The 22,253-nt window shown below is 73.9% G+C and carries 20 protein-coding genes and 1 pseudogene; 11 read left to right on the top strand and 10 right to left on the bottom strand.

Going from position 1 to position 22,253, the window contains the following annotated elements; translation table 11 throughout:
- A partial coding sequence (locus ACTHLI_RS11310; protein WP_440183611.1) for a DUF1905 domain-containing protein occupies nucleotides 1-289 on the top strand: 289 nt, incomplete at its 5' end.
- Between the two features lie 6 nt (nucleotides 290-295).
- On the opposite strand, the gene ACTHLI_RS11305 is transcribed toward ACTHLI_RS11310, so the two are convergent.
- Nucleotides 296-2,617, bottom strand: a complete 2,322-nt coding sequence (locus ACTHLI_RS11305; RefSeq protein ID WP_440183610.1) for a transglycosylase domain-containing protein — start codon at nucleotides 2,615-2,617, stop codon at nucleotides 296-298.
- Nucleotides 2,618-2,771: 154 nt separating this feature from the next.
- On the opposite strand from ACTHLI_RS11305, the gene ACTHLI_RS11300 reads away from it, so the two are divergent.
- On the top strand, nucleotides 2,772-2,957 hold the full coding sequence (locus tag ACTHLI_RS11300; RefSeq protein ID WP_440183608.1) for a PspC domain-containing protein: 186 nt from the start codon (nucleotides 2,772-2,774) through the stop codon (nucleotides 2,955-2,957).
- Between the two features lie 65 nt (nucleotides 2,958-3,022).
- Here ACTHLI_RS11300 and ACTHLI_RS11295 read toward each other — a convergent pair whose 3' ends face one another.
- From ACTHLI_RS11295 to ACTHLI_RS11280, 4 genes are all read right to left on the bottom strand, one after another.
- On the bottom strand, nucleotides 3,023-4,339 hold the full coding sequence (locus ACTHLI_RS11295) for an NAD(P)/FAD-dependent oxidoreductase (RefSeq protein ID WP_440183607.1): 1,317 nt from the start codon (nucleotides 4,337-4,339) through the stop codon (nucleotides 3,023-3,025).
- Nucleotides 4,336-5,439: a semialdehyde dehydrogenase gene (locus tag ACTHLI_RS11290; protein WP_440183606.1), complete on the bottom strand. Its 1,104-nt coding sequence runs from the start codon at nucleotides 5,437-5,439 to the stop codon at nucleotides 4,336-4,338. The genes ACTHLI_RS11295 and ACTHLI_RS11290 overlap by 4 nt, the downstream gene beginning before the upstream one ends.
- Before the next feature lie 373 nt (nucleotides 5,440-5,812).
- A complete protein-coding gene (locus ACTHLI_RS11285; protein WP_440183604.1) occupies nucleotides 5,813-6,103 on the bottom strand; it encodes a hypothetical protein in 291 nt (96 codons plus the stop codon).
- A gap of 61 nt (nucleotides 6,104-6,164) precedes the next feature.
- On the bottom strand, nucleotides 6,165-6,602 hold the full coding sequence (locus tag ACTHLI_RS11280; RefSeq protein WP_440183603.1) for a YdeI/OmpD-associated family protein: 438 nt from the start codon (nucleotides 6,600-6,602) through the stop codon (nucleotides 6,165-6,167).
- An 87-nt stretch (nucleotides 6,603-6,689) separates the two neighbouring features.
- On the opposite strand from ACTHLI_RS11280, the gene ACTHLI_RS11275 reads away from it, so the two are divergent.
- A complete protein-coding gene (locus ACTHLI_RS11275) occupies nucleotides 6,690-6,971 on the top strand; it encodes a hypothetical protein (protein ID WP_440183601.1) in 282 nt (93 codons plus the stop codon).
- A gap of 4 nt (nucleotides 6,972-6,975) precedes the next feature.
- On the opposite strand, the gene ACTHLI_RS11270 is transcribed toward ACTHLI_RS11275, so the two are convergent.
- Nucleotides 6,976-8,103, bottom strand: coding sequence for a metallophosphoesterase (locus ACTHLI_RS11270; protein ID WP_440183599.1), 1,128 nt, complete (start codon nucleotides 8,101-8,103; stop codon nucleotides 6,976-6,978).
- Between the two features lie 260 nt (nucleotides 8,104-8,363).
- On the opposite strand from ACTHLI_RS11270, the gene ACTHLI_RS11265 reads away from it, so the two are divergent.
- The gene (locus tag ACTHLI_RS11265) at nucleotides 8,364-8,498 is read left to right on the top strand and encodes a hypothetical protein (RefSeq protein WP_440183597.1); all 135 of its coding nucleotides are present in this window, start codon (nucleotides 8,364-8,366) and stop codon (nucleotides 8,496-8,498) included.
- A gap of 284 nt (nucleotides 8,499-8,782) precedes the next feature.
- On the opposite strand, the gene rlmN is transcribed toward ACTHLI_RS11265, so the two are convergent.
- Together rlmN and ACTHLI_RS11255 are read right to left on the bottom strand one after the other, a co-directional pair.
- The gene (gene rlmN / locus ACTHLI_RS11260) at nucleotides 8,783-10,009 is read right to left on the bottom strand and encodes a 23S rRNA (adenine(2503)-C(2))-methyltransferase RlmN (RefSeq protein ID WP_440183596.1); all 1,227 of its coding nucleotides are present in this window, start codon (nucleotides 10,007-10,009) and stop codon (nucleotides 8,783-8,785) included.
- A gap of 126 nt (nucleotides 10,010-10,135) precedes the next feature.
- Nucleotides 10,136-11,275, bottom strand: a complete 1,140-nt coding sequence (locus ACTHLI_RS11255; protein WP_440183619.1) for an MFS transporter — start codon at nucleotides 11,273-11,275, stop codon at nucleotides 10,136-10,138.
- A 176-nt stretch (nucleotides 11,276-11,451) separates the two neighbouring features.
- Between ACTHLI_RS11255 and ACTHLI_RS11250 the strand changes: the two genes are divergently transcribed.
- From ACTHLI_RS11250 to ACTHLI_RS11240, 3 genes and pseudogenes are all read left to right on the top strand, one after another.
- Nucleotides 11,452-12,240 (top strand): DarT ssDNA thymidine ADP-ribosyltransferase family protein, encoded by a 789-nt coding sequence (locus ACTHLI_RS11250; protein WP_440183595.1) that lies wholly within the window; start codon nucleotides 11,452-11,454, stop codon nucleotides 12,238-12,240.
- Nucleotides 12,241-12,259: 19 nt separating this feature from the next.
- A pseudogene (locus ACTHLI_RS11245) lies at nucleotides 12,260-12,757 on the top strand (RNase H family protein); the annotation flags it as partial.
- A gap of 302 nt (nucleotides 12,758-13,059) precedes the next feature.
- Nucleotides 13,060-14,010 carry an aldo/keto reductase gene (locus ACTHLI_RS11240; protein ID WP_440183594.1) on the top strand — a complete coding sequence of 317 codons (951 nt, stop codon included), beginning with the start codon at nucleotides 13,060-13,062 and terminating at the stop codon, nucleotides 14,008-14,010.
- A 12-nt stretch (nucleotides 14,011-14,022) separates the two neighbouring features.
- Here the strand turns inward: ACTHLI_RS11240 and ACTHLI_RS11235 are convergent, their stop codons facing one another.
- Complete coding sequence (locus tag ACTHLI_RS11235; RefSeq protein ID WP_440183617.1) at nucleotides 14,023-14,376, bottom strand: DUF5997 family protein; 354 nt, start codon at nucleotides 14,374-14,376, stop codon at nucleotides 14,023-14,025.
- 42 nt (nucleotides 14,377-14,418) lie between these two features.
- Here ACTHLI_RS11235 and ACTHLI_RS11230 point away from each other — a divergent pair, with 42 nt between their 5' ends.
- Nucleotides 14,419-15,057, top strand: coding sequence for a LysR family transcriptional regulator substrate-binding protein (locus tag ACTHLI_RS11230; protein WP_440183593.1), 639 nt, complete (start codon nucleotides 14,419-14,421; stop codon nucleotides 15,055-15,057).
- Nucleotides 15,058-15,061: 4 nt separating this feature from the next.
- On the opposite strand, the gene ACTHLI_RS11225 is transcribed toward ACTHLI_RS11230, so the two are convergent.
- Nucleotides 15,062-15,448: a YchJ family protein gene (locus ACTHLI_RS11225; RefSeq protein WP_440183592.1), complete on the bottom strand. Its 387-nt coding sequence runs from the start codon at nucleotides 15,446-15,448 to the stop codon at nucleotides 15,062-15,064.
- Nucleotides 15,449-15,546: 98 nt separating this feature from the next.
- Between ACTHLI_RS11225 and ACTHLI_RS11220 the strand changes: the two genes are divergently transcribed.
- The 3 genes from ACTHLI_RS11220 (at nucleotide 15,547) to ACTHLI_RS11210 (ending at nucleotide 22,217) form a co-directional block, all read left to right on the top strand.
- A complete protein-coding gene (locus tag ACTHLI_RS11220) occupies nucleotides 15,547-18,204 on the top strand; it encodes a phosphoenolpyruvate carboxylase (RefSeq protein WP_440183590.1) in 2,658 nt (885 codons plus the stop codon).
- A gap of 61 nt (nucleotides 18,205-18,265) precedes the next feature.
- Complete coding sequence (locus ACTHLI_RS11215) at nucleotides 18,266-19,645, top strand: L-serine ammonia-lyase (protein ID WP_440183588.1); 1,380 nt, start codon at nucleotides 18,266-18,268, stop codon at nucleotides 19,643-19,645.
- 61 nt (nucleotides 19,646-19,706) lie between these two features.
- Nucleotides 19,707-22,217, top strand: a complete 2,511-nt coding sequence (locus ACTHLI_RS11210; protein ID WP_440183586.1) for a DEAD/DEAH box helicase — start codon at nucleotides 19,707-19,709, stop codon at nucleotides 22,215-22,217.
- Nucleotides 22,218-22,253: the final 36 nt, after the last annotated feature.

The raw sequence follows: 22,253 nt of genomic DNA, 5'->3' as shown, positions 1-22,253 counted from the left end.
CGAGTTCTCGGCGCCGCTCTGGCGCTGGGAGGCACGACGCGAGTTCTGGACCTTCGTGTCCCTGCCGGCCGAGGTCACGGACGAGATCCGCGACCTCGCGAGCGACGTCCCCCGCGGCTTCGGCGCGGTCCGGGCGCACGCCCGAGTCGGCGCGCACCAGTGGTGGACCTCGGTCTTCCCGCAGAGCGCCGAGGGGCAGTACGTGCTGCCGATCAAGAAGAGCGTGCGGACCGCGAACGGCCTCGACCTCGGCGATCCGGTACCGGTCTGGGTGCAGCTGCACCCCTGACCGGTGTCAGTGCTTCGGGGTCCCCGAGTTGCCCTTCCCCGGTGCCGGCGTGCCGGGGCCAGGCGCGCCGGGTGCCGGGGCGCCGTTCCCGCCGCCGCCGTTGCCGCCCCCGCCGTTGCCGCCGGGTGCGGGCTTGGAGGGCTTCGACGGCTTCGGCTTGGGCGTGGACTGGGGCTTCGCGTCCGCGTGCACGATCGCCTTGCCGCCGCTCAGGTACTGCGGCAGCGGGGTGGGCCACGACGCTGCGCCCCCGTACTTCGCGTTCGCCGGGCGCATGATCGCCTGGAAGACGCAGTGCCGCATGTTCGCGTACTGGTACGACTGGATGTTGCAGGTATGGGGGCCGTCGACGGTGCGGAGGCTGACGTTCCCCGTGACGTTCCCGATCCAGACCGCCGTGGTCACCTTCGTGGTCGACCCCATCGTCCAGGTGTCCTTCGCGAAGTCGGTCGTCCCCGTCTTGCCGAACATGTACTTGCCGTCGCCGAGGTTGTCGGAGGCCATGGTGCCGTGGAGCGGGTTGTTCAGGTCGTAGCCCGCCGCGATGATGAGCTGCTTGTCCTGCACCCGGCGGCAGTCCGCCTGCGGCACCGGCAGCGACTTGCCGCTCGGGTCGACCACCTTGTCGATGGCGACGGCGTCGCAGCGGACGCCCTGGTTCGCGATCGTCGCGTAGCCGACCGCGTTGTCGAGCGGCGCCACGGTGCTCGCGGCGCCGATCGCCATCGTGGGCTTGACCTGGACCTTCCCGCCGGTGATGCCGTCCTTCACCCCCATCGAATCGGCGATGTTCCCCATCTCGCAGAGGTCCTGCTCCTCCGCCATCGAGGCGAACACGCCGTTGATGGACCGGGCGGTGCCCTCCTGGATCGTGAAGCTCCCCTTCTCGTTCTCATCGTTGTGCAGGTCCCACGGCTTCCCACCGACCCCGCCGCAGCTCGACGTGAAGTTCGACTGCGCGATGACGCGGGCGTTGCCGTTCACCTTCTGGTTGATCGTGTGCCCGCTCTTCAGCCAGCCGATGAGCGTGTAGGCCTTCGCGGTCGACCCGGGCTGGAAGCCGGCGCCGGCGCCGAGCGCCTGATCGACGCTGTAGTTCACGGCCGAGTACTTCGTGCGGTTCTTCGCACCGGTCGGCGCGAACACCTTGTTCTGCACCATCGTCAGCACGCGACCGGTGCCGACCTGCACCGAGACCGCGGAGGCGCCGACGTCCGCACGGCCGGTCGGCGTCTGGGGCACGTAGTAGTTCACGGCCGACTGCGCCTTCTTCTGCAGGCTCAGGTCGAGCGTGGTGTCGATCTGCCAGCCCTTGGTGTTGAGGTTCGCGAGCCGCACCGTGGGCGTCGAGCCGAACTCCTTGCTCCCGAGGATCGTCTTGACGACGTAGTCGCAGAAGAAGCCGGCCGAGCCCGCGGTCTGGCAGCCCGTCGACGGCGGCGTGATCTTCGTGACGATCCTCGCCGTCGAGTACTTGTCGTACTCGGCCTGCGTGATCATCTTGTGCGCCAGCTCGACCTTGAGCACGTAGTTGCGCCGCGCCTCCGCGCCCGCCAGGTTCTCCTTCTTGTCCAGCCGGAACGCCTCGGGGTTGTTGACGATCGAGATGAGCGTCGCCGCCTGGCCGATGTCGAGGTCCTTGGCGTGCTCGTCGTAGTAGTACTGCGCCGCGGCCTCGATGCCGTAGGTGCGGCCGCCGAAGCCCGCGATGTTGAGGTAGCCGAGGAGGATCTCGTCCTTCGTGTACTTCTTCTCGAGCCCGATCGCGAGCCGCATCTCGCGGATCTTCCGGCTGTAGGACTTGTCGACGCACGCGTTGTACGCCGCGGCGGCCTTCTTCGCGTCGGTCAGCGCCTCCGCCTGCTGCACGCACACGTTCTTCACGTACTGCTGGCTGATGGTCGACGCGCCCTGGATGTCCTTGTGCATCGCGTTCGACACGAGCGCGCGGACGATGCCGTTCGGGTCGATCGGGCCGTGCTGGTAGAAGCGCACGTCCTCCGCCGCGAGGGTGGCGTTGCGCACCGTGGTCGGGACCTGGTCCCACCCGATCACCTCACGGTTCTGGCTGAAGAACGAGGCGAGCAGCACGCGCTTCTTGCCGTCCATCGCGTACATCCGCGTCTTCTGGTCGAGCGGCGTGATGTCGAGGTTGCCCGGCAGGCTCTGGAACGCGTCGATCTGCTGCTTCGTGACGCTGCCGGCGATCGCGACCGCGGGGGTCACGACGCAGGCGATCAGCGTGCCGGCGATGGCGGCCACCGCGAAGAACGCGAACAGGACGGACAGCTTGCTGCCTGCTCGAAGGGCGGTCTGGCTCACGGACACCCCGGCATCGTAAGAGGTTCATGAGACTGACGGCGCGTGTCCTTCCGCCCGCGTGGCCGGATCGTTGCCTTCCGCCCACGATCCTGCCCCTGATTCCCAGGGTGATCAGGGCGGCTCACGGCACGGCCGGAGGTGCCGGCGTGAGTATCCACGCATGGCCGATCTCGTCCGACCGACCCGTGGACGCCTCGTCGCCGGCGTCTGCGCGGGTCTCGCGAACCGCTTCCACACCTCCGCGGCGCTCGTGCGCCTGCTGTTCGTGCTGTCGATGCTGCTGCCCGGGCCGCAGATCCTGATCTACATCGCGCTGTGGGTGATCATGCCCAACGAGCGCTCCTGACCTCCTTCGTCGTTCAGGAGAATCGGGCCCGGCGGCGCCGGATCTCCTGAACGACGAAGGGCGGTTCAGGCGCCGGCGGCGCGGCGCGGCTGCTCCGCCTCGACCTGTTCGCGGACCTGCGCGGATCGGGTCATGCCGCCGGTGAGGCCGACGAGCGCGGGCCTGCCCACGGGCCGCGGGGCGGTTCCTCCCGCGGGACGGGCGGCGACCGGCACGACGGCGGGGATGCGCTTGCCGACGGTCCACCGGAGGATGCTGAGCGCGGTCCTGCGCGACGGCATGTACCAGAGGAAGAACACCCCGCGCACGACCCAGCCGACGAGCTCGGGCAGCGGGATGCCCCACAGGAGCGCGACCGCGCGGCCGGGCGCGAAGGCCGCGACCGTGCCCAGCCCCCGGAACCCGAACCGGCGCGCGTCCGCCCGGCGCGAGCGTCGCGCGATGTTGCGCCCGACGGTCGTCCCGGCGCGGATCGCCCAGAGCGCCTCCTTCGGCACCCGGGCACCGCTGCGCCGCACCGCGGCGGCGTCGCCGGCGCTCCACACGCCGTCGGTCACTCGGAGGCACTCGTCGACGGCGAGCAGACCGTCCTCCTCCTGGAACCGCTCGAGCCCCGGGATCACCGGCACGGTGCTGCCGAGCGACGACACGACCGTCGCGGCCTCGATCCTCGTGCCGTCGCCGAGCTCCACGCCGTGCTCGTCGACGGCGACCACGCGGGTGTCCGTCAGCAGCTCGACGCCGGCGTCCGTGAGGTTGCGCCGCAGCCGCTCCTGGAGCGCGGGCTTGTCCTGCCAGACCGGCACCACGGTCGGCGTGCCGGAGATGAGCACGATGCGACGGGCGTCGCCGTACCGCCGACCGAGCGCGGCGGCGACCTCCGTACCCGCGAAGCCCGCGCCGACCACCACGATGGTCGTGGCGCGCCGCGCGTCCTCCGCGTCGACCGGCGGCCGGCCGTCGAGCCACGCGAGGTGCTCGAGGAGCGCCTCGACGCGGCCGGGCGAGCGCAGCGACCACCCGTGCTCGGCGAGCCCCGGCAGGTGGTCGATGCGGTCCTGCGCGCCGGTCGCGACCACCAGCTCGTCGTACTCGACGACGCGGGTCTCGCCCTGCCATTCGACCGTCACCGTCCGCGCGGCGGCATCGACGGCGGTCGCCCAGCCCTGCACGCGCTCCGCCCGCGGGATCACCTCGTCGAGCGGGCTGACCAGCATCTCCGGCTTCAGCCCGCCCTCGAGCACCTCCCCGGTGAAGCCGTGGAAGACGTGCTCCTGGAACGGCGCGACGACGGTGATCCGCGCGGCGTCCCCCATCCAGCGCCGGATGGCCCGGTAGCACCAGACGGAGGAGTACCCGCCGCCCAGGATGACGATCCTCACGCCACCGCTCCGTCCGGGAGCTGGGACGACGGCTCGCGGCGCGGCGGCCGGCTCCAGCCGTGGACCGCGATCGGCTCGCCGAACGAGGTCGGCGCGGCGAGGCCGAAGCCGAGGCCGTCGAACCGCTGCGCGTAGCGCTGCATGCGCCCGACCTGCTCGAGCGTCGGCCTGCCGATCGTGCCGTGCCCGCGGTGATCGGCGAGCGCGAGCAGGGCGCTCTCCGCCAGGCACGCGAACGACGACGTCGTCGCGATGCCCATGCCGTAGCCGGTGCGGCGCAGGCCGGGCGTGGCGACGACGCCTCCGTCGATGATCGTGACGTCGGGACGTTCGGTCACGAGGGCGGGGCTCGTGTTGCGCGGCTGCGTGTCGTCGAGCACGACCGCGCCGAGCTTCAGGTGCTCCGGGGTGAGCACGGCGCCGGTCGCCGACGTCATCAGGACGACCAGGTCGGCGCGACGGCACGCCGCCATCTCGGTCGACCAGCTCGCACCGAGATCCCCGGCCAGCGCCGCGAGGGCGGCCGGGGTGCGCCCGACGAGCACGAGCTCCGCCGCGGCCCCGGAGGCGCCCAGCACCCGCGCGACGGCGGTGCCCACCGAGCCGTTCGCGCCCACCAGCGCCACGACCGGCGGCGTGCCCATGCCGGCCGCGATGCGTTCGACGGCACCGGCCGTGGCAGCCGCCGTGTACGCGTTGCCGTTGGTCACGCCGATGTCCGTGCGTCGCCGCAGCTTCGCCCCGCCCGCGGTCGCCGGCGCGGTCAGGGCCCCGAGCCCGAGCACCGGCGCGCCCCGCTCCACGGCGAGGTCCACCGCCTGGTCGATGCGGCGCGCGACCATCGCCCGGTCCTCGCCGAGCAGCATGGACGGCGTGAGCGGCACGCCGATCACCTCGCCGAGCACCTCGTCCGGCCGGTCGGCGGCGCGGACCGTCGAGTGCACCCAGGGCTTGAACGGCAGCCGGCGCATGGCCGTCTCCACCACCCGGCCGGGCAGGAGCCCGAGCGCCGGGTTGATGAGCGCCAGGTCCTCGGAGGGGTCGGACCTCGGGTGGATCAGGAACGCGAATCGTCCTCGGGGGACGGTCGGAATGTCCATGGCGGGGCTCCGGGCTCGGGAAGGGAGGCAGGGCGGTGCATCCGGCCACGAGGCGCGCTGAAGAGCGCTCGGACGCCCCCCGATGTCCGGCTCGAACTGGTGCCACCGCCCCCTGTTCGAGCGGCTCCCGAACGGGGGGTCTGCGGCGACTGGCGTCACCATATCGGGGGGCGGCAGGCCCCTCGCAAGCCCCAGTTGCACACCCGGACGGGGGGCACAACCCCTCCCGCAGGACTACGTAGGCCCGTTCCACCTGATCAGCAGCGCAGTCACAGCCACCGCCCCTCCCTGGGTGGCCGAGCGCCCTCGGCGTGTCGAGATCCGGTCGTGACGCGGACCGGGGTGCGCGGTGTACCCCGATCCGCGTGACCGCTCACTCCACGTGCGGGTGGAACGCCGTCGCGCCGGGCGCGGACACCTGGTTGTGGATGAGCTGGATGCCGAGCACGTCGAACCTGGCCGCGTCCAGCACGATCGACACCGCCCGGGCGAGCACCGCCTGATCCCCCTCGTCCCCGACGAAGAGCTCGCCGTCCTCGTTCTGCTGCGGCAGCGCGATGCGCCCGCGCAGGTCGAGCGGATCACGGACCCGGAGGCGGATCGCGGCGGTCACCGTGACGGTGCCGTCGTCGTGGATCTCCGGCTGCAGCACGCGTGCGGACATCGCAGCACGGTACGTCGCGCCGACCCCGATCCGGCCGGACGCCGAGCGGACTCCCCCGGGATCAGGAGCGGAACGCGTCGACGACCGCCGCGATGCGCCGGCTCCTCGTCTCGGGCGCCTTCGCCCCCTCCACCGCCATGACGTGCGCCGTGCGGCGGCTCGGCGCGAGCGCGTCGAACGCCGCCCGCACGCCGGCGCGCTCGAGCGCGAGGGCGAGGTCGTCGGGGACCACGGCATCGCGCGGCTGCTCGTCGAGCTCGAGCGACACCGTCAGCTCGTCACCGCCGGCGATGCCGCTCTCGGTGCGGCGATCGGCCGAGAACGGGATGAGCGCCCGCCCGCCCATCGAGCCGACGGTGCTCCGGAACCGGTAGCCGTTCACGGTCACCGCGACCGCCGGGCGCTTGCCTCCGCCGAGCTCCTCGAGCACCTCAGGAGGCACCGGGATCCCGGTGTTGCGACCCGTCAGGTGCATCGTGGTGCGGTAGTCGACGCTCACGCGGGTCATCCTGGCACCGCCTCCGGTCCCGCGCACAGGGGCGGTTCTCCACACGTGTTCGAACATGTGTACGAGTACGGTGGACCCGTGGTCGACTGGCATCCGCGCCGCCTGGTGAAGGGGACCGAGTGGACCATGGCCGTGCCCGGGCAGCCGGAGCCGATCGCGGTGATCCGGCGGCTGCGGTTCGAGGGGCGGGCCGTGTACCGGGCCGTCACGTGGGCCCCGACCTCCGCCGGTCGCGAGCTCATCGGCTACTACCGCAGCGGCGACGCCGCCGCGGTGGCCGTGTGGCGCCGGTACGTGGCGCAGCAGGAGGCCAGGCACGACGCCGCGTCCCGCATGCACGGCGGCCGCGAGCGCGGCTGAGGCGTCAGCCCGCGGGGAGGAACGGCCGCGCCGGCTCGCTGTGCCGCATGATCGAGCGCACCTCGGCGAACGTGCGCTCCGGGTAGCGCAGCGCCACGAGCGATCCACCGAACACGCAGCCGCCGTCGAGGCACACCGTCCCGTTCCGCCACGTGCGGGCGGCCGTCGGGGTGTGGCCGTACGCCACGAGCGCCTCGCCCCGGTAGTCCTCCGCCCACGGCACCCGGTCCGGCAGGCCGTTCTCGTCGGTCGCGCCGGTGGTCGGCCCGTAGAGGCAGAGCGCCCGCACGCGCGCCGACTCGTGCCCCTGGAAGCGCTCCGCGATCCCCGCATGCGCGACGACGAGCCGACCGCCGTCCAGGAGGAGATGGTCCGGGAGTGCGCCGAGCACCTCCGCCACCTCGGTGCGGAACGCCTCCGGCTCGCGGTCGAGCTGGGCGAGGGACGCGTCGAGGCCGCCGTTGCGCTCCACGTCGTGCCCGAGCAGCGCCCGCCGGAGCTTGTCGTCGTGGTTGCCGATGACGACGAGCGCCTCCCCCGCCGCGAGCATCCCGAGCACGAGCCGGAGCACACCGGGCACGTCCGGTCCGCGGTCCACGAGATCGCCGAGCAGCACGACCGTCCGTCCCGCAGGATGGACGGCGCCGACCGGCCGCCCGTGCAGGTCGAGGCGGACCTCGTAGCCGAGGCGCGCGAGCAGGAGCAGCAGCTCCTCGAGGCAGCCGTGCACGTCGCCGATGACGTCGAACGGACCGGTGCGGTCGCGACGGTCGTAGGCGGCAGGCAGGCGGTCTACCGTGAACGCGTCGCCCGCGAGCTCGGTGAGCACGCGGAACCGGCCGCGCGGGAGCCCTGCCGGCACCCCGCCGAGCACGACGGCGTCGACCGCCCGGTCCGCGTGCTGCGCGGCGCCCACCAGCTCCCGGACCGTGTCGGGATCCGGGTCCTCGAGCGGCACGGCGACGAGCTCGCCTGCCGCCAGCCGCGGGCGGGCCGCGGCCTCGTCGACCGCCCACTCGCCCGCGCGGAACGCACGGCGCGCGGCGCGAACCGCTCCGGGACCGATCACCAGCACGAGGGCCGGGCCCGCCACGCGCACGATCGGTGAAGCCGATCGGTGGCCGAACTGCATCGGGCCATCCTGCACCTCGACGGGCCCGTCCGTCAGTCCCTCTCGACGGGCCCCTCCCACAGCGCCGCGCACTCGAGGCAGACGCGGATCGCGCCGGGCGGCTCGCCGGGGGCCGCCGCCAGCGCGACGCGCTCGCCTCCGCATCTCGGGCACCGCATGCGGCGATGCTGCGCGAGGGGTCCGACACAAGGCCGGGGCCGGCTCCGCACCCCCTGCACTCGGGGTTTCGACGGGGCGGCCGAGGCGGCCATCATGCCGCCATGACCGGGTCGGACGTCGCGATGCTCGCGCTGACGCTCGCCGGGTTCGCGCTCATCGCGCTGCTCCCCTACGCGGCGTTCCGCGTCGTGGAGCTCGCCGAGGACGCGATCGGCCGCGCCCGCCATCGCGCCTGACGCGCGGGAGGCAGCGGGCTCAGGCCGCGATCGGCAGCGCCCCGTGATCGCAGGCGTCGCACGCCGCATCGCAGGCGCAGGGCGGCGGGCAGTGGTGGGAGTGGCGGCAGGAGCACATCGGGGGCTCGTCCTTTCCGTGCGGCGGTGAACGGTGCTCAGCAGCCTGCGCTCGCGCCTCCGCGCACCGGGCGAGCGACCCGCTCCCCGTTCGGGGGACGCGCTCGACCGACGCGTCGTCCCTCGATCGACGGAGCGCTCGGTCGGTTGAGAGACGGCGCGTCGAGCTAGGCCTCGGTGGCGGCGAGCTGCCCGCAGGCGCCGTCGATCTCCTTGCCGCGGGTGTCGCGGATCGTCGTCGGGATGCCGGCCGCCTCCAGCCGCCGGACGAACTCCTGCTGCACGGCGGGTTCGGAGGCGGTCCAGATGGAGCCGGGCGTCGGGTTCAGCGGGATCGGGTTGACGTGCACCCAGCCGTGCCCGCGGGCGTTCAGCTTCTCCGCGAGCAGGTCGGCGCGCCAGCCGTGGTCGTTCATGTCCTTGATCAGCGCGTACTCGATCGACACGCGCCGGCCGGTCGCGTCGAAGTAGGCGCGCGCGGCGTCGAGCGCCTCGTCGACCTTCCAGCGGGAGTTCACCGGGATCAGCTCGTCGCGCAGGTGGTCGTCCGGCGCGTGGAGGGAGAGCGCGAACGTCACCGGGATCTTCTCGTCGGCGAGCTTCTTGATCGCCGGCACGAGGCCGACCGTCGAGACGGTGATGTGGCGGGCGCTCATCCCGAGCCCCTCCGGCGCGGGGGCGACCATCGTGCGGACCGCGGTCATGAGCCGGTTGTAGTTCGCGAGCGGCTCCCCCATGCCCATGAACACGATGTTGGACACGCGCTCCGGCGTCGTCTCGCCCGGACGCTTGCCGCCGAGCGCGCCCTCGGCGATGACCCGGTTCGCCCGCACGACCTGGTCGACGATCTCCGCCGCGGACATGTTGCGCGTGAGCCCCGCCTGGCCGGTGGCGCAGAACGGGCAGTTCATGCCGCAGCCGGCCTGGGACGAGACGCAGAGGGTGATCCGGCCCGGATAGCGCATCAGCACGGACTCGACGAGCGCGCCGTCGTGCAGCTTCCAGAGGAACTTGATGGTGTCCCCGCGGTCGGTGGCGAAGCGCCGCACCTCCGTCATGAGCTCGGGCAGGAGCCCGCGGACGAGCTCCTCCCGACCCGCGGCAGGCAGGTCGGTCATCGCGGCCGGGTCGTCGGTGTAGCGGGTGAAGTAGTGGCGGGCGAGCTGCCCGGCGCGGAAGGCGGGCAGGCCGAGCTCGACGAGCCGCGCGCGCCGCTCCTCCGGTGTGAGGTCCGCGAGGTGCACCGGCGGCTTCCCGCGCTTCGGGGAGGCGAACTGGAGCAGCGGGCGCCCGTCGGCCCCGCGCTGCTGCTGCCAGCCCTCGGTCGCCGGCCGCACCTGGACGGTGCGCTCGCCGGCCGTCCGGGTGGGAGGCAGCAGGGCGTCGGCGGGCATGCCGCCAGGATACGGGAGCCCGGGCCGGGCAGGGCGGCGAGCACGTGAGCAGGCTCGCCGCACTTCAGCAGGCTGCTGGGGCCTCCTGGAGCCTGCCGAAGTGAGCGCAGCCTGCCGAGGTGCTCCTCACGCGTGCTGGTCGCGCTTCGGCACCATGGGGAGGGCCACGAGCGGCGCCAGCGCGACGAGCGCGAACGCGACCGGGAAGCCGACCGCCGTCACGAGCGCTCCGATGCCCGGACCGACCGCGGAGGCGGCGACGAACTGACCGGTGTTCTGCACGCCGAGCGCACGGCCGGACCACCCGGGGCCCGCCGCCGCCGCGACGGAGGTGAACGCGAGGCCGTTGTCGGCGACGCTCACCGTCGTCGTCAGCACGAGCAGGATCGCGGCGGGTGCGGCCCAGCCGGCGGCACCGCTGCCGGCGAGCAGCAGCAACCCCGCCACCCCGGCGACCGCGACCAGCCGGAGCAGCCGCATCCGGCCGAGCCGGTCGCTCAGCGAGCCGACGACGATGCGGCCGCCCGCGCCCACGAACTGCGCCACCGCCACGACGATCCCCGCGGCCGTCGCCGACCAGTGCAGATCCGCGATGAGCCAGACGAGCCCGAACGTCGACAGCGTGAACTGCGGCACCACGAGCAGCACCGAGACGAGGTGGACACGGAGGAGGAACCGGTCGCGCCGGTACGGGTTGCCGGTCGCGACGAGCACGCTCCGCGGCGGCCGCGGCGGGTCCGTGATCCCGGCCGCGCAGGCGATCGCGAGCGCGGCCGTCGCGACGGCGCCGACCACGAGCGGCAGGCCCACGCCGCCCGCCGCGGCGAGGGGCGGGACGATCAGCGCCGCGACGGCCACGCCGAGCGGCTGGGACATCTGCCGGATCCCCATGGCGAGCCCCCGCCGGCGCCTCGGGAACCACCCGACGACCACGCGCCCGCTGGCGGCGTTGCAGCTGCCGGTCGCGCCGCCGGCGAGCAGGAGGAGCACGCCGACCGGCACGAGCCCGCCCGCCGCCGCTGCGGCCGCGGTGCAGACCGCCGCGAGCGCGAGGCCGCCCGCGATGACCCACCGCTCCCCCACCCGGTCCGCCAGGGCACCCCAGGCGACGAGCGTGAGCACGAGGCCGACGGTCGGCGCGGCGACGAGCAGGCCGACCTGCGCCAGCGGGATCCCCTGCTGCAGATGGAGGAGCGGGATCAGGTACGCCGGGGTGGCGACCACGAGCGTGCCCGCCGCCTGCGCGAGCACCCCGAGCGCGAGCATCCGCCAGGCAGCGGCGCCGATGCGGGTGTCGGAGGCGGTGGTCGTCACCCCTCGATCCTGACGGAATCCGAACGGTCACCGCCGCGTTGCGCATCGTGCACACGGGGTCGCCCCGGACGTCGTACCGTAGTCGCCGCCCGGGGAACCAAGGGCACGGGAGAGGCGGGACGATCAGGGTGGCGGAGTGCATCCACGGCTTCGACGAGGGGATGTGCGACATCTGCTTCCCGCGGAAGTCGCCCGAACCCGCACCGACCGTCGCCGCGTCGGCGACGAGGAGCGCGCCCCGTGCGCCGCGGACGGTCTCCACCCGGCCCGCGACGCGCCGGCCCGCCGGCGCTCCGGCCGGGATGCCCGCCAAGCTGCCGCCGTTCGCCGCCCGGCGGCTGTACCACTGGACGCCGCTGACGAATCTCGAGTCGATCCTGCTCGACGGCGAGCTGCGGTCGATCGCGTCGGGGCTCGCGCCCGACGTCGACGTCGCGGCGCCGCTCGCCCGCCAGCTGCGCGCCCATCGGGACGTGGGCGACGGGCGTCATGTCGACGAGTTCGTGCCGTTCGCCGCGTCCCCCGACGCGGAGCGGTGGGCGGAGCTCCGCACCGGGGCCGACGAGCCGCACTGGTCGGCGGCCGCCAGGTCCCTGGGAGCCGCCGACTACGCCCTGCTGGTCGCCGTCGGCCGGGACCTGGGGCCGGACCTCGTGGTCGCTGACGGGGACGCCGCCGCTCCGGTCACCCGGTTCAGCGTCGGCGACCCGGCGAGGGGCGTCGCAGCCGCGGCCCGCACCGACCCGGATCTCGTGTCCGTCGAGGTGCTCGCGCCCGGATCGGTGCCGCTTCGTGTCGTGAACCTCATCGCGGTCGCGAACGAGCCCGCTCGCGCCCGGGTGCGGCGGATGTTCGCGGACGTGGACGGGACGCCGCCCAAGGTCGTCGTCCACCCGCCCTGGTTCGTCGCCTCCTGAACCTCCGTACGCTGTCGGGGTGACGATCACCGCCGCCGCCGACGGATCCGCACTCGGGAACCCCGGCCCCGCCGGGTGGGCCTGGTACATCGACGCGGACCGCTGGGCCGCGGGCGGCTGGCCCCACGGCACGAACAACATGGGCGAGCTGAAGGCGGTGCTCGAGCTGTTCCGGGCGACGGAGGGGGTCGACGACGACCTGCTCGTGCTCTGCGACAGCCAGTACGTCATCAACTCGGTCGTGAAGTGGATGCCCGGGTGGAAGCGGAAGGGCTGGCGGAAGGCCGACGGCGCCCCCGTGATGAACGTCGAGCTCATGCAGGAGATCGACGCGACCCTGCAGGGCCGCCGGTACCGCTTCGAGTGGGTCAAGGGGCACATCGGCCACGAGCTGAACGAGGCCGCGGACGAGCGCGCCCGGGCGGTCGCGACCGCGTACCAGCGCGGAACCGCGATCCCCTCGGGGCCGGGGTTCACCCCGCTCACCGCCTCCGTCGTCACGCCGGCGCCGGGGCCGCGGACCCGCCGGCTGACGCTCGACCTGTCCGAGGACGAATGGGGCGCGCTCGAGCGCCGCGCCCGCGCCGCGGACACGTCGCCGGAGGCCCTGCTGCGGTCGCTCGCGACGGGCGCTCGCTGAGCGGCCGCCCGGGATCCGCTGCGACACTCCGGTGCGCGGATCCGGGGTCTTGCGGAACGCGCTGCGCGAGGCGCATGCTGAAGCCCTGATCGATCGCCCGGGCGAGTCGGAGGCAGTGCCCCGACCACCGGGCGATCGGCATGCGGGGGCCGTCCATCCGGGTCCGCCAGGATGACGGCATGAGGACGAGGACCCTCGGGTCGACCGGCATCACCGTCACCGAGCTCTGCTTCGGCGCCAGCCCGATCGGCAGCATCCCGGGCCTGTACGCCCACCCGGTCGACGAGGACCGCGGCGTCGCGACCGTCGAGGCGGTGCTGGCGAGCCCGATCCGGTTCATCGACACCTCGAACGGCTACGGCCCGAACGGCGAGAGCGAGCGCCGGATCGGCGCCGCCCTCGTGCGCGCCGGCGGTCTGCCCGGCGATGTCGTCGTCGCCACCAAGGTCGACCCCGCGCCGGGCGACCCCGACTTCTCCGGCGACCGCGTGCGCCGGTCGCTCGAGGAGAGCCTCGAGCGGCTGGGGATCGATCGCGTCCCCCTCCTGCACCTCCACGACGCGGAGCGCATCCCGTTCGAGGCGGGCGTCGCCGCCGACGGTCCGCTGCGCGCGCTCGTCGATCTGAAGGCGCGCGGGCTGGTCGATGCGATCGGGATCGCGAGCGGCCCCGTCGCGCTGATGCAGCGGTACCTGGACACGGGCGAGCTCGACGTCGTGCTCAGCCACAACCGGTTCACCCTGCTCGACCGGTCGGCGGAGGCGCTGTTCCGCGCAGCCCGGGAGCGCGGCATCGGGGTGCTGAACGCCGCGCCGTACGGCGGCGGCATCCTGTCGCAGGGCGCGGACGCGGTGCCGCGGTACGCCTACGGGCAGGGCAGCGCCGCGCAGGTGACCGCTGCGCGGGCCATGGAGGCGGCGTGCGGCCGCCACGACGTGCCGCTCGCGGCTGCGGCGCTGCAGTTCTCCCTCCGCAGCGACCTGGTCGACTCGACGGTGGTCGGGATGTCGAGCCCCGAACGACTCGCGGAGACGGAGGCGCTCGCCGCGGTCGCGATCCCGGACGCGCTGTGGGACGAGCTGGAGGGCCTCCTGCCCGAACGGAGCGCCTGGCTCGACCCGCAGGTGTGACGGCGCGGTCCGTCAGCGCTGCGCGGCGCGCTCCCGCTTGATCCTGGCGTTCTCCGCCATCACCGCGGCGTGCGTCTCGCGCTCCCGCACGAGCCACGCCGGCTTGTCCGCGAGCAGCGCCTGGATCTCGGCGGTCGTGAGCGGCTCGGTCATCTCCGCGCGGCGGAGGCCCGCGACCGAGACCCCGAGCCGGGCGGCGACGACCGGGCGCGGGTGCGGCCCGTCCTTGCGCAGCGCGACCAGCCACTCCGGCGGCTCGTCCTGCAGCTGCTGCAGGGTCGTCCGACTCACGGGACCGGCGCGGAACGCCTCCGGGGTCGCCTCGAGCAGCACCCCGAGCTTCTTCGCCGCGGTCTCGGGCTTCATCGTCTGGTCCTGCGCCACGACGGGAACGCTACCCTCGGGCCGGTGCCCGACCCGTTCGTGATCGGCGTCGTCGCCGGCGTCACCCCCGACCGCTGGGTGCGCGTCTGGCGGGAGCGGCTGCCCGAGGTGCCGCTGCAGGTCGTCCCGGTGGGGGACGTGCAGGAGGCCCTCCGCTCCGGCGTCGCGATGGTGTTCGCGCGGCTGCCGGTTGACGCGGAGGACGTGCACGTCATCCCGCTGTGGGAGGAGACGCCCGTCGTCGTCGCGGCGAAGGACCATCCGGTGAAGGTGTTCGACGCGGTCACCGAGGCGGACCTCGCGGACGAGGAGCTGGTCCCGGGGTGGGACGACGCCGTGCTCGACATCGTGGCGGCCGGGCACGGCATCGCGCGGATGCCCCAGTCGGTGTTCCGCGGCACGGGCCGGCGCGACGTGGTGGCGCGCCCGATCACGGACGCGACGTCGACGAGGATCGGCCTCGTGTGGCTGCGGGACACCGGCGGCCCACTCGTCGACGAGTTCATCGGCATCGTCAGGGGACGGACGGCCAACAGCTCCCGCGGGGAGGTGGCGGCGGAGCCGCAGGAGGCGGCGACGCGGCGGTCGGCCCCCGCCGGTCGCGCGCAGCCGAAGCGCGCCCGCACGGGACGGAAGCCGCCGAGCGCCGGCCGACGCCGCTGAGGCGTCAGCCGTCGAACAGCTCGCCGTCCAGGTACACCCAGCGACCCGCCTCCCGCACGAAGCGGCTGCGCTCGTGCAGGAGGCCCGCGCCGTCCGGTCCCCGGTGCGCGGCACGGAACTCGACGACACCGGTCGCGTCGTCCTGGCCGCCCCTCGCCGTGTCGACGATCTGCAGCCGCCGCCACGTGATCCCGGGGTCGAGGTCGACCGTGCGAGGCCGGGTGGCGCGCGCCCAGGTCGAGCGGAGGTAGGCCGGCAGGCCGAGCGCGAACGCCGAGTACCGGGAGCGCATGAGCGCCTCCGCCGTCGGGGCCGCCGCGCCGTCGTGGAACGGACGGCAGCAGTCCGCGTACGCGCCGCCACCGCACGGGCAGCGCTCCTCGGGGTCCACCCCGCCATCCTCGCCCCGCGCTGCGGCGACCGGCGCGGATCCGCGGAACATGACGTCCGTGACGGAACCCGTAACACGTGGGCCCTAGCGTGGACCGCATGTCCGACACCCTGAACACGGTCGACGTCGTCGGCCGGTACGTGGCCGAGCAGGAGATCCCGGAGCGGATGCGCAGCGATGTGCGGCTGCTCGGCGAGCTGCTGGGCCGGGTGCTGCGCGAGAGCGGCTCCCCCGGTCTGTTCGAGGACGTCGAGCGGCTGCGCACCGCGACGATCCAGGCCTATCGGGACGAGAGCGACCAGGCGTTCGCGGAGGCGGTGCGCCTCGCGGACGGGCTGACCGTCGAGCGCGCGGACGAGGTCGCCCGCGCCTTCACCGCCTACTTCCACCTCGTCAACGTCGCGGAGGAGCACCAGCGGGTCCGCGTGCTGCGCGAGCGGGACGGGATCCCCGGCAAGCGCCCTTCGGACACGGTCCCGGCCGCCCTCGCCCGGCTCGCGGAGGAGGTGGGCGACGAGGCCGCCCTCGCGCGGCTGCAGGCGATGCGCTTCCACCCGGTCTTCACGGCGCACCCGACGGAGGCGCGGCGGCGCGCGGTGTCGGACGGCATCCGGCGCATCGCCGAGCTGCTCGACGACCACGACGACGCCCTCGTGGATGCGCAGCGCGCCCGCGTCGAGCGCCGCATGCTCGAGGAGATCGACACGCTCTGGCGCACCGCGCCGCTCCGCGCCGAGAAGCCCTCCCCCGTCGACGAGGTCCGGTCGATCATGGCCGTCTTCGACGAGACGCTCTACACGGCGGTGCCGTCGGTCTACCGGCGCATCGACGAGACGCTGCAGGGCGACGTGTCAGGCGACAGCGCGCCCCTCGTGCGGCCGTTCATGCGGCTCGGCACCTGGGTCGGCGGCGACCGCGACGGCAACCCGTTCGTCACCGCCTCGGTGACGAAGCAGGCCGCGGCGATCGCGAGCGAGCACGTGCTCCTCGGCCTCGAGCGCACGGCGGCGAGGGTCGGCAGGGGCCTGACCCTCGACGCGTCGACCACGCCCCCGTCGGACGCGGTGCTCGGCCTGTGGCAGCGCCTCCGGGCCGCCGACGAGGACGCCGCCGCGGAGATCGCCAAGCGCTCCCCCGACGAGCCGCACCGCCGCATCCTCCTGCTGGTCTCGCGCCGCATCGCGGCGACCAGGACGCGCGACGCGGACCTCGCCTACCGGGACCCGGAGGAGCTGCTCGCGGATCTGCGGGTCGTGCAGGACTCGCTCGTCGCGGCCGGCGCCTCCCGCCAGGCGTACGGGCACCTCCAGTCCCTCATCTGGCAGGTGGAGACGTTCGGGTTCCACCTCGCCGAGCTCGAGGTGCGGCAGCACTCGGCCGTGCACCGACGGGTGCTCGCGGAGCTCGCGTCGGGCACGCCGAGCGAGCTGGCGGAGGAGGTGCTGCAGGTCTTCCGGACCGTCGCGCAGATCCAGCAGCGCTACGGCCGCCGTGCCGCCGGCAGGTACATCGTCTCGTTCACCCAGTCGGCCGAGGACCTCGCGAACGTGCACCGCCTCGCGCGGGCGGCGGTGGGCCCGGACGGCACCCCGCCGGTGCTCGACGTGATCCCCCTGTTCGAGACCTTCGCGGACCTGCAGGCGGCGCCGGGCATCCTCGCCGAGATCGTCGAGCACCCGGAGTTCGCGAGCCGTCTCGACGAGACCGGCCGCCGGCTCGAGGTGATGCTCGGCTACTCCGACTCGTCGAAGGACGTCGGACCGGTCGCCGCGACCCTCGCGCTCTACGAGGCGCAGCGGCGGATCGCCGAGTGGGCGCGCGAGCAGCGGATCGAGCTCACGCTGTTCCACGGCCGCGGCGGGGCGCTCGGGCGCGGCGGCGGACCGGCGAACTCCGCGATCCTCGCGCAGCCGCCGCACTCCGTCGACGGCCGGTTCAAGCTCACCGAGCAGGGCGAGGTGATCTTCGCGCGCTACGGCAGCTGGGACATCGCGATGCGGCACATCGATCAGGTCGCGGCCGCGGTCCTGCTCGCCTCCGCCCCGTCCATCGAGCGGCGGAACGAGGAGGCGGCGACCCGGTTCGCCGACGTCGCCGCGGTGATGGACCGCACCTCGCGCGAGCGCTTCTTCGCACTCGTCAAGGCGCCCGGGTTCGCCCCCTGGTTCGCGACGGTCACCCCGATGGAGGAGATCGGCCTCCTCGCGCTCGGCTCCCGGCCGGCGCGGCGCGGGCTGTCGGTCGAGTCGCTCGAGGATCTGCGGGCCATCCCGTGGGTGTTCTCGTGGACGCAGGCGAGGATCAACCTGACCGGCTGGTTCGGGCTCGGCAGCGCCCTCGAGGCCGTGGGCGACGCGACGCTGCTCGCGGAGGCGTACCGCGACTGGCCGCTCTTCCGCACCATGATCGACAACGTCGCGATGGGCCTCGCGAAGGCCGACGGCCGCATCGCGCGGCACTACCTCGCGCTCGGCGACCGGGACGACCTCGCGGGCATGGTGCTCGACGAGATGGCCCGCACCCGCGACTGGGTGCTCCGGATCACCGGATCGGACCAGCTGCTCGCGAACAAGCCCGTGCTGCAGCGGGCGGTGAAGATGCGCAGCCCCTACGTCGACGCCCTGTCGCTCCTGCAGCTGCGCGCCCTGCGCGCCCTGCGCGAGGCGCCGGAGGAGCAGCCGGCGGATCCGGACCTGCAGCGCCTCCTGCTGCTCTCCGTGAGCGGCGTCGCGGCGGGCCTGCAGAACACCGGCTGACGCCTCCGGTCGCTCCCGGCGGCCGCATGCGCCGCGGAGGCGCACGTGATGTACTCGCCGGATGCGGATCGACGAGGAGCGCGCGGCGGACGGCGGCGTCTACGTCTCCGCCCTCGACCTGTTCCGCGTCGGGATCGGTCCGTCGTCCTCGCACACCGTGGGGCCGATGCGCGCGGGAGCCGAGTTCGCCGACCGGCTCGTGCGCACGGGCGCAGGCATCGTGCGCCTCGAGATCGTGCTGCTCGGCTCGCTCGCCGCGACCGGCATGGGGCACGGCACCCCGGACGCGGTCGTCGCCGGGCTGCTCGGCATGCAGCCGGAGACCTGCGACCCGGATCGCGTCGCGGGGGCGTGGAGCGGCCATCCGGACGGCGAGCCGCTGCTGCTCGGCGGCGTGCTGCCGGTGCCGTTCTCCCGCGCAGACCTCGTCACCGACCCGTACACCCGGCCGGCGGGGCACCCGAACACCCTGATCCTCCGCGCGTGGGCCGACCTCGACGGGCCGCCGCTCGCGGAGGAGACGTACCGCTCCGTCGGCGGCGGGTTCGTGGAGCGCGACGGCGGTCCGGCCGCCGCGACCGCCGCGCTCGGCGGCGGGTTCGCCACCGCCCGCGAGCTGCTCGCCAGGTGCGTCGACGGGGTGTCCGTCGCGGACGTCGCCCTCCGCGCGGAGCTGCAGCACCGCTCCCCCGCCGAGCTGGAGGCGGGCCTCGACGCGGTCTGGACGGCGATGCGCGACTGCGTCGCCGCCGGGCTCGAGGCGGAGGGCGTGCTGCCCGGAGGCCTGCGGGTCCGGCGCCGTGCCGCCGGCCTCCGCCGCACCCTCGAGGCGGAGGAGGCGGCGGGCCGGCCGGTGGGCACCGAGTGGCTGCAGGCGTTCGCCCTCGCCGTGAACGAGGAGAACGCGGCCGGGCGCCGCGTGGTCACCGCCCCGACGAACGGCGCAGCGGGCATCGTGCCCGCGGTGATGCTGCTGCACGCCCGCACGACGGACGCGTCGGCCGCCGAGCTGCGCACCTTCCTGCTCACCGCCGCGGCGATCGGCTCACTGCTGAAGGCGAACGCCTCCATCTCGGGTGCGCAGGGCGGCTGCCAGGCCGAGGTCGGCTCCGCATGCGCGATGGCCGCCGCCGGGCTCTGCGCGGTGCAGGGCGGCACCCCCGCCCAGGTCGAGAACGCGGCGGAGATCGCGCTCGAGCACCACCTCGGGCTCACCTGCGACCCGGTCGCCGGCCTCGTGCAGATCCCCTGCATCGAGCGGAACGCGATCGCCGCGTCCACGGCGGTCGTCGCGGCGCGTCTCGCGCTGCACGGCGACGGCCGGCACGTGGTCCCGCTCGACGCCGTGATCGAGACGGCCAGGCAGACGGGCGCCGACATGAGCGCCAAGTACAAGGAGACGAGCACGGGCGGCCTCGCCGTCAACGTGGTCGAGTGCTGACCGCAGGCCCGTCCGGGCGGGCTGGGAGGATGGGTGCATCGACGCCTCCCTGCTGACCCTCATGCCGCCGCCGCTGCCGGACGGCGCGTTCGACGAGGACGCCGCGTTCCTGGCGTTCGGGCAGTGGGCGGAGGACCGCGGCCTCGCGCTCTACCCGGCGCAGGAGGAGGCGATGATCGAGATCGTCTCCGGGGCCAACCTCATCCTCTCGACGCCCACCGGGACCGGCAAGTCGCTCGTGGCGATCGGCGCGCACGCGGTCGCGCTCGCGCAGGGCAGGAGGAGCTGGTACACGGCGCCGATCAAAGCCCTGGTCAGCGAGAAGTTCTTCGCGCTGGTCGACGTCTTCGGGGCGCCGAACGTCGGCATGGTGACGGGCGACTCCTCCGTGAACCCGGACGCGCCGATCATCTGCTGCACGGCCGAGATCCTCGCGAACGCCGCCCTCCGGCACGGGCAGGAGGCGCCCGTCGACCAGGTCGTGATGGACGAGTTCCACTTCTACGCGGACCCGGACCGGGGCTGGGCGTGGCAGGTGCCGCTCATCACGCTGCCGCACGTGCAGTTCGTGCTGATGTCGGCGACGCTCGGCGACGTCACCGCCATCGCCGAGGACCTCAGCCGCAGGACCGGCCGCCCGACGGCGCGCGTCACCGGCGTCGACCGCCCGGTGCCGCTGCACTTCTCGTACGAGCTCGAGCCGATCCACGACTCGATCGATCAGCTGCTCCACTCGGACCAGGCGCCGATCTACGTCGTCCACTTCGCGCAGGCCGCGGCGCTCGAGCGCGCGCAGGCCCTCGCCTCCGCCCAGGTGGCGACCCGCGAGCAGCGGGACCGGATCGCGGAGGTGATCGGCGGGTTCCGCTTCACGACCGCGTTCGGGAGGACGCTCTCCCGTCTGCTCCGGCTCGGGATCGGCGTGCACCACGCGGGGATGCTGCCGAAGTACCGGCGGCTCGTCGAGCAGCTGGCGCAGCAGGGGCTGCTGCGCGTCATCTGCGGCACGGACACGCTCGGCGTCGGCATCAACGTGCCGATCCGCACGGTGCTGCTGACGGCGCTGACGAAGTTCGACGGCACCCGCATGCGGCACCTGACCGCGCGCGAGTTCCACCAGGTCGCCGGCCGCGCCGGGCGGGCGGGGTTCGACACCTCCGGGACCGTCGTGGTCCAGGCCCCCGAGCACGAGTCGGAGAACCGCAAAGCGCTGGCGAAGATGGGTGACGACCCGAAGAAGCGGCGCAAGTGGGTCGCCAAGAAGGCGCCGGCCGGGTTCGTCTCCTGGGGTGAGGCGAGCTTCCGGAAGCTGATCGAGGCCGAACCGGAGACGCTCACCTCCCACCTGCAGATAACGAGCGCGATGCTGCTGAACGTCATCGGGCGCGGCGGCGACGTCGTCGCGAACGTGCGCGCGCTCGTGTTCGACAACCACGAGCCGTGGCGACGGCAGCTCGAGCTCGCGCGGCGGGCGCTCGACATCTACCGCACCCTGCGCGCGGCCGGCGTCGTCGAGCAGGTCGTCGCCGACGACGGCTCGGTGTCGATCCGGCTGACCGTCGACCTGCAGGAGCACTTCGCGCTGAACCAGCCGCTGTCGCCGTTCGCGCTCGCGGCGTTCGAGCTGCTCGACCCGGAGTCCCCGACCTACGCCCTGGACGTGATCTCGGTCGTCGAGTCGACCCTCGACGACCCGCGCCCGATCCTCGCGCAGCAGCAGTTCGTGGCCCGCGGGGAGGCCGTGGCCGCGATGAAGGCGGAGGGCATCGAGTACGAGGAGCGGATGGAGCGGCTCGAGGAGGTCACCCACCCGAAGCCGCTGGCGGAGCTGCTCGGCGCGGCCTTCGAGACCTACGCGGCGTCCCAGCCGTGGGTGCGCGACTTCGCGCTCTCCCCCAAGTCGGTCGTGCGCGACATGGTCGAGCGCGCGCTGTCCTTCGGCGAGTACTGCGCGTTCTACTCCGTCTCCCGCTCGGAGGGCCTCGTCCTCCGGTACCTCTCCGACGCGTTCCGCGCGGCGCGCCAGACGATCCCGGACGAGCTCAAGGACGAGACGCTGCGGGACCTCATCGAATGGCTCGGCGAACTCGTGCGGCAGGTCGACTCGTCCCTCGTGGACGAGTGGGAGGAGCTCACGAACCCGGCGCTGCACGCGGAGGACACCGCGCTCGTGCCGCCCCCGCCGAAGCGCCTCACCACGAACGTGCGCGCGTTCCGGGTGATGGTGCGCAACGAGCTGTTCCGCCGGGTGCAGCTGGCCGCGCGCGCCGACTGGGAGGCGCTCGGGGCGCTCGACGCCGCTGCGGGCTTCGACGCGGACGCGTGGGCCGACGCGATGGACGCCTACTGGGCGCAGCACGACACGCTCGGCACGGGACCCGACGCGCGCGGGCCCGGGCTGCTCCTCATCACCGAGACGCCGACCGAGTGGCGCGTCCGGCAGATCTTCGACGACCCGGCCGGTGACCACGACTTCGGCATCAGCGCGACCGTGGACCTCGCCGAGTCGGACGAGGCGGGCGCGGCGGTCGTGCGCGTGACCGCCGTCGGGATGGTGCACGCCGTCGTGTGAGCGCCCGGGTCCCCGCGAGGCGCGGGGGGCTGTCCG

The sequence above is a fragment of the Amnibacterium sp. genome (assembly GCF_051956055.1).
Lineage (GTDB): Bacteria > Actinomycetota > Actinomycetes > Actinomycetales > Microbacteriaceae > Amnibacterium.
Note: the sequence above shows the minus strand (reverse complement) of the source record. Positions and strands in the feature narration are given on the sequence as shown.

Bases quoted from the DNA above. Each gene is read 5' to 3' on its own strand.
- rlmN (WP_440183596.1), bottom strand. From the start codon at position 10,009: ATGCCCGCCGACGCCCTGCTGCCTCCCACCCGGACGGCCGGCGAGCGC.
- ACTHLI_RS11215 (WP_440183588.1), top strand. From the start codon at position 18,266: ATGCGGATCGACGAGGAGCGCGCGGCGGACGGCGGCGTCTACGTCTCC.
- ACTHLI_RS11270 (WP_440183599.1), bottom strand. From the start codon at position 8,103: ATGCAGTTCGGCCACCGATCGGCTTCACCGATCGTGCGCGTGGCGGGC.
- ACTHLI_RS11300 (WP_440183608.1), top strand. From the start codon at position 2,772: ATGGCCGATCTCGTCCGACCGACCCGTGGACGCCTCGTCGCCGGCGTC.
- ACTHLI_RS11290 (WP_440183606.1), bottom strand. From the start codon at position 5,439: ATGGACATTCCGACCGTCCCCCGAGGACGATTCGCGTTCCTGATCCAC.
- ACTHLI_RS11255 (WP_440183619.1), bottom strand. From the start codon at position 11,275: ATGCTCGCGCTCGGGGTGCTCGCGCAGGCGGCGGGCACGCTCGTGGTC.
- ACTHLI_RS11285 (WP_440183604.1), bottom strand. From the start codon at position 6,103: ATGTCCGCACGCGTGCTGCAGCCGGAGATCCACGACGACGGCACCGTC.
- ACTHLI_RS11210 (WP_440183586.1), top strand. From the start codon at position 19,707: ATGCCGCCGCCGCTGCCGGACGGCGCGTTCGACGAGGACGCCGCGTTC.
- ACTHLI_RS11240 (WP_440183594.1), top strand. From the start codon at position 13,060: ATGAGGACGAGGACCCTCGGGTCGACCGGCATCACCGTCACCGAGCTC.
- ACTHLI_RS11235 (WP_440183617.1), bottom strand. From the start codon at position 14,376: ATGAAGCCCGAGACCGCGGCGAAGAAGCTCGGGGTGCTGCTCGAGGCG.
- ACTHLI_RS11265 (WP_440183597.1), top strand. From the start codon at position 8,364: ATGACCGGGTCGGACGTCGCGATGCTCGCGCTGACGCTCGCCGGGTTC.
- ACTHLI_RS11220 (WP_440183590.1), top strand. From the start codon at position 15,547: ATGTCCGACACCCTGAACACGGTCGACGTCGTCGGCCGGTACGTGGCC.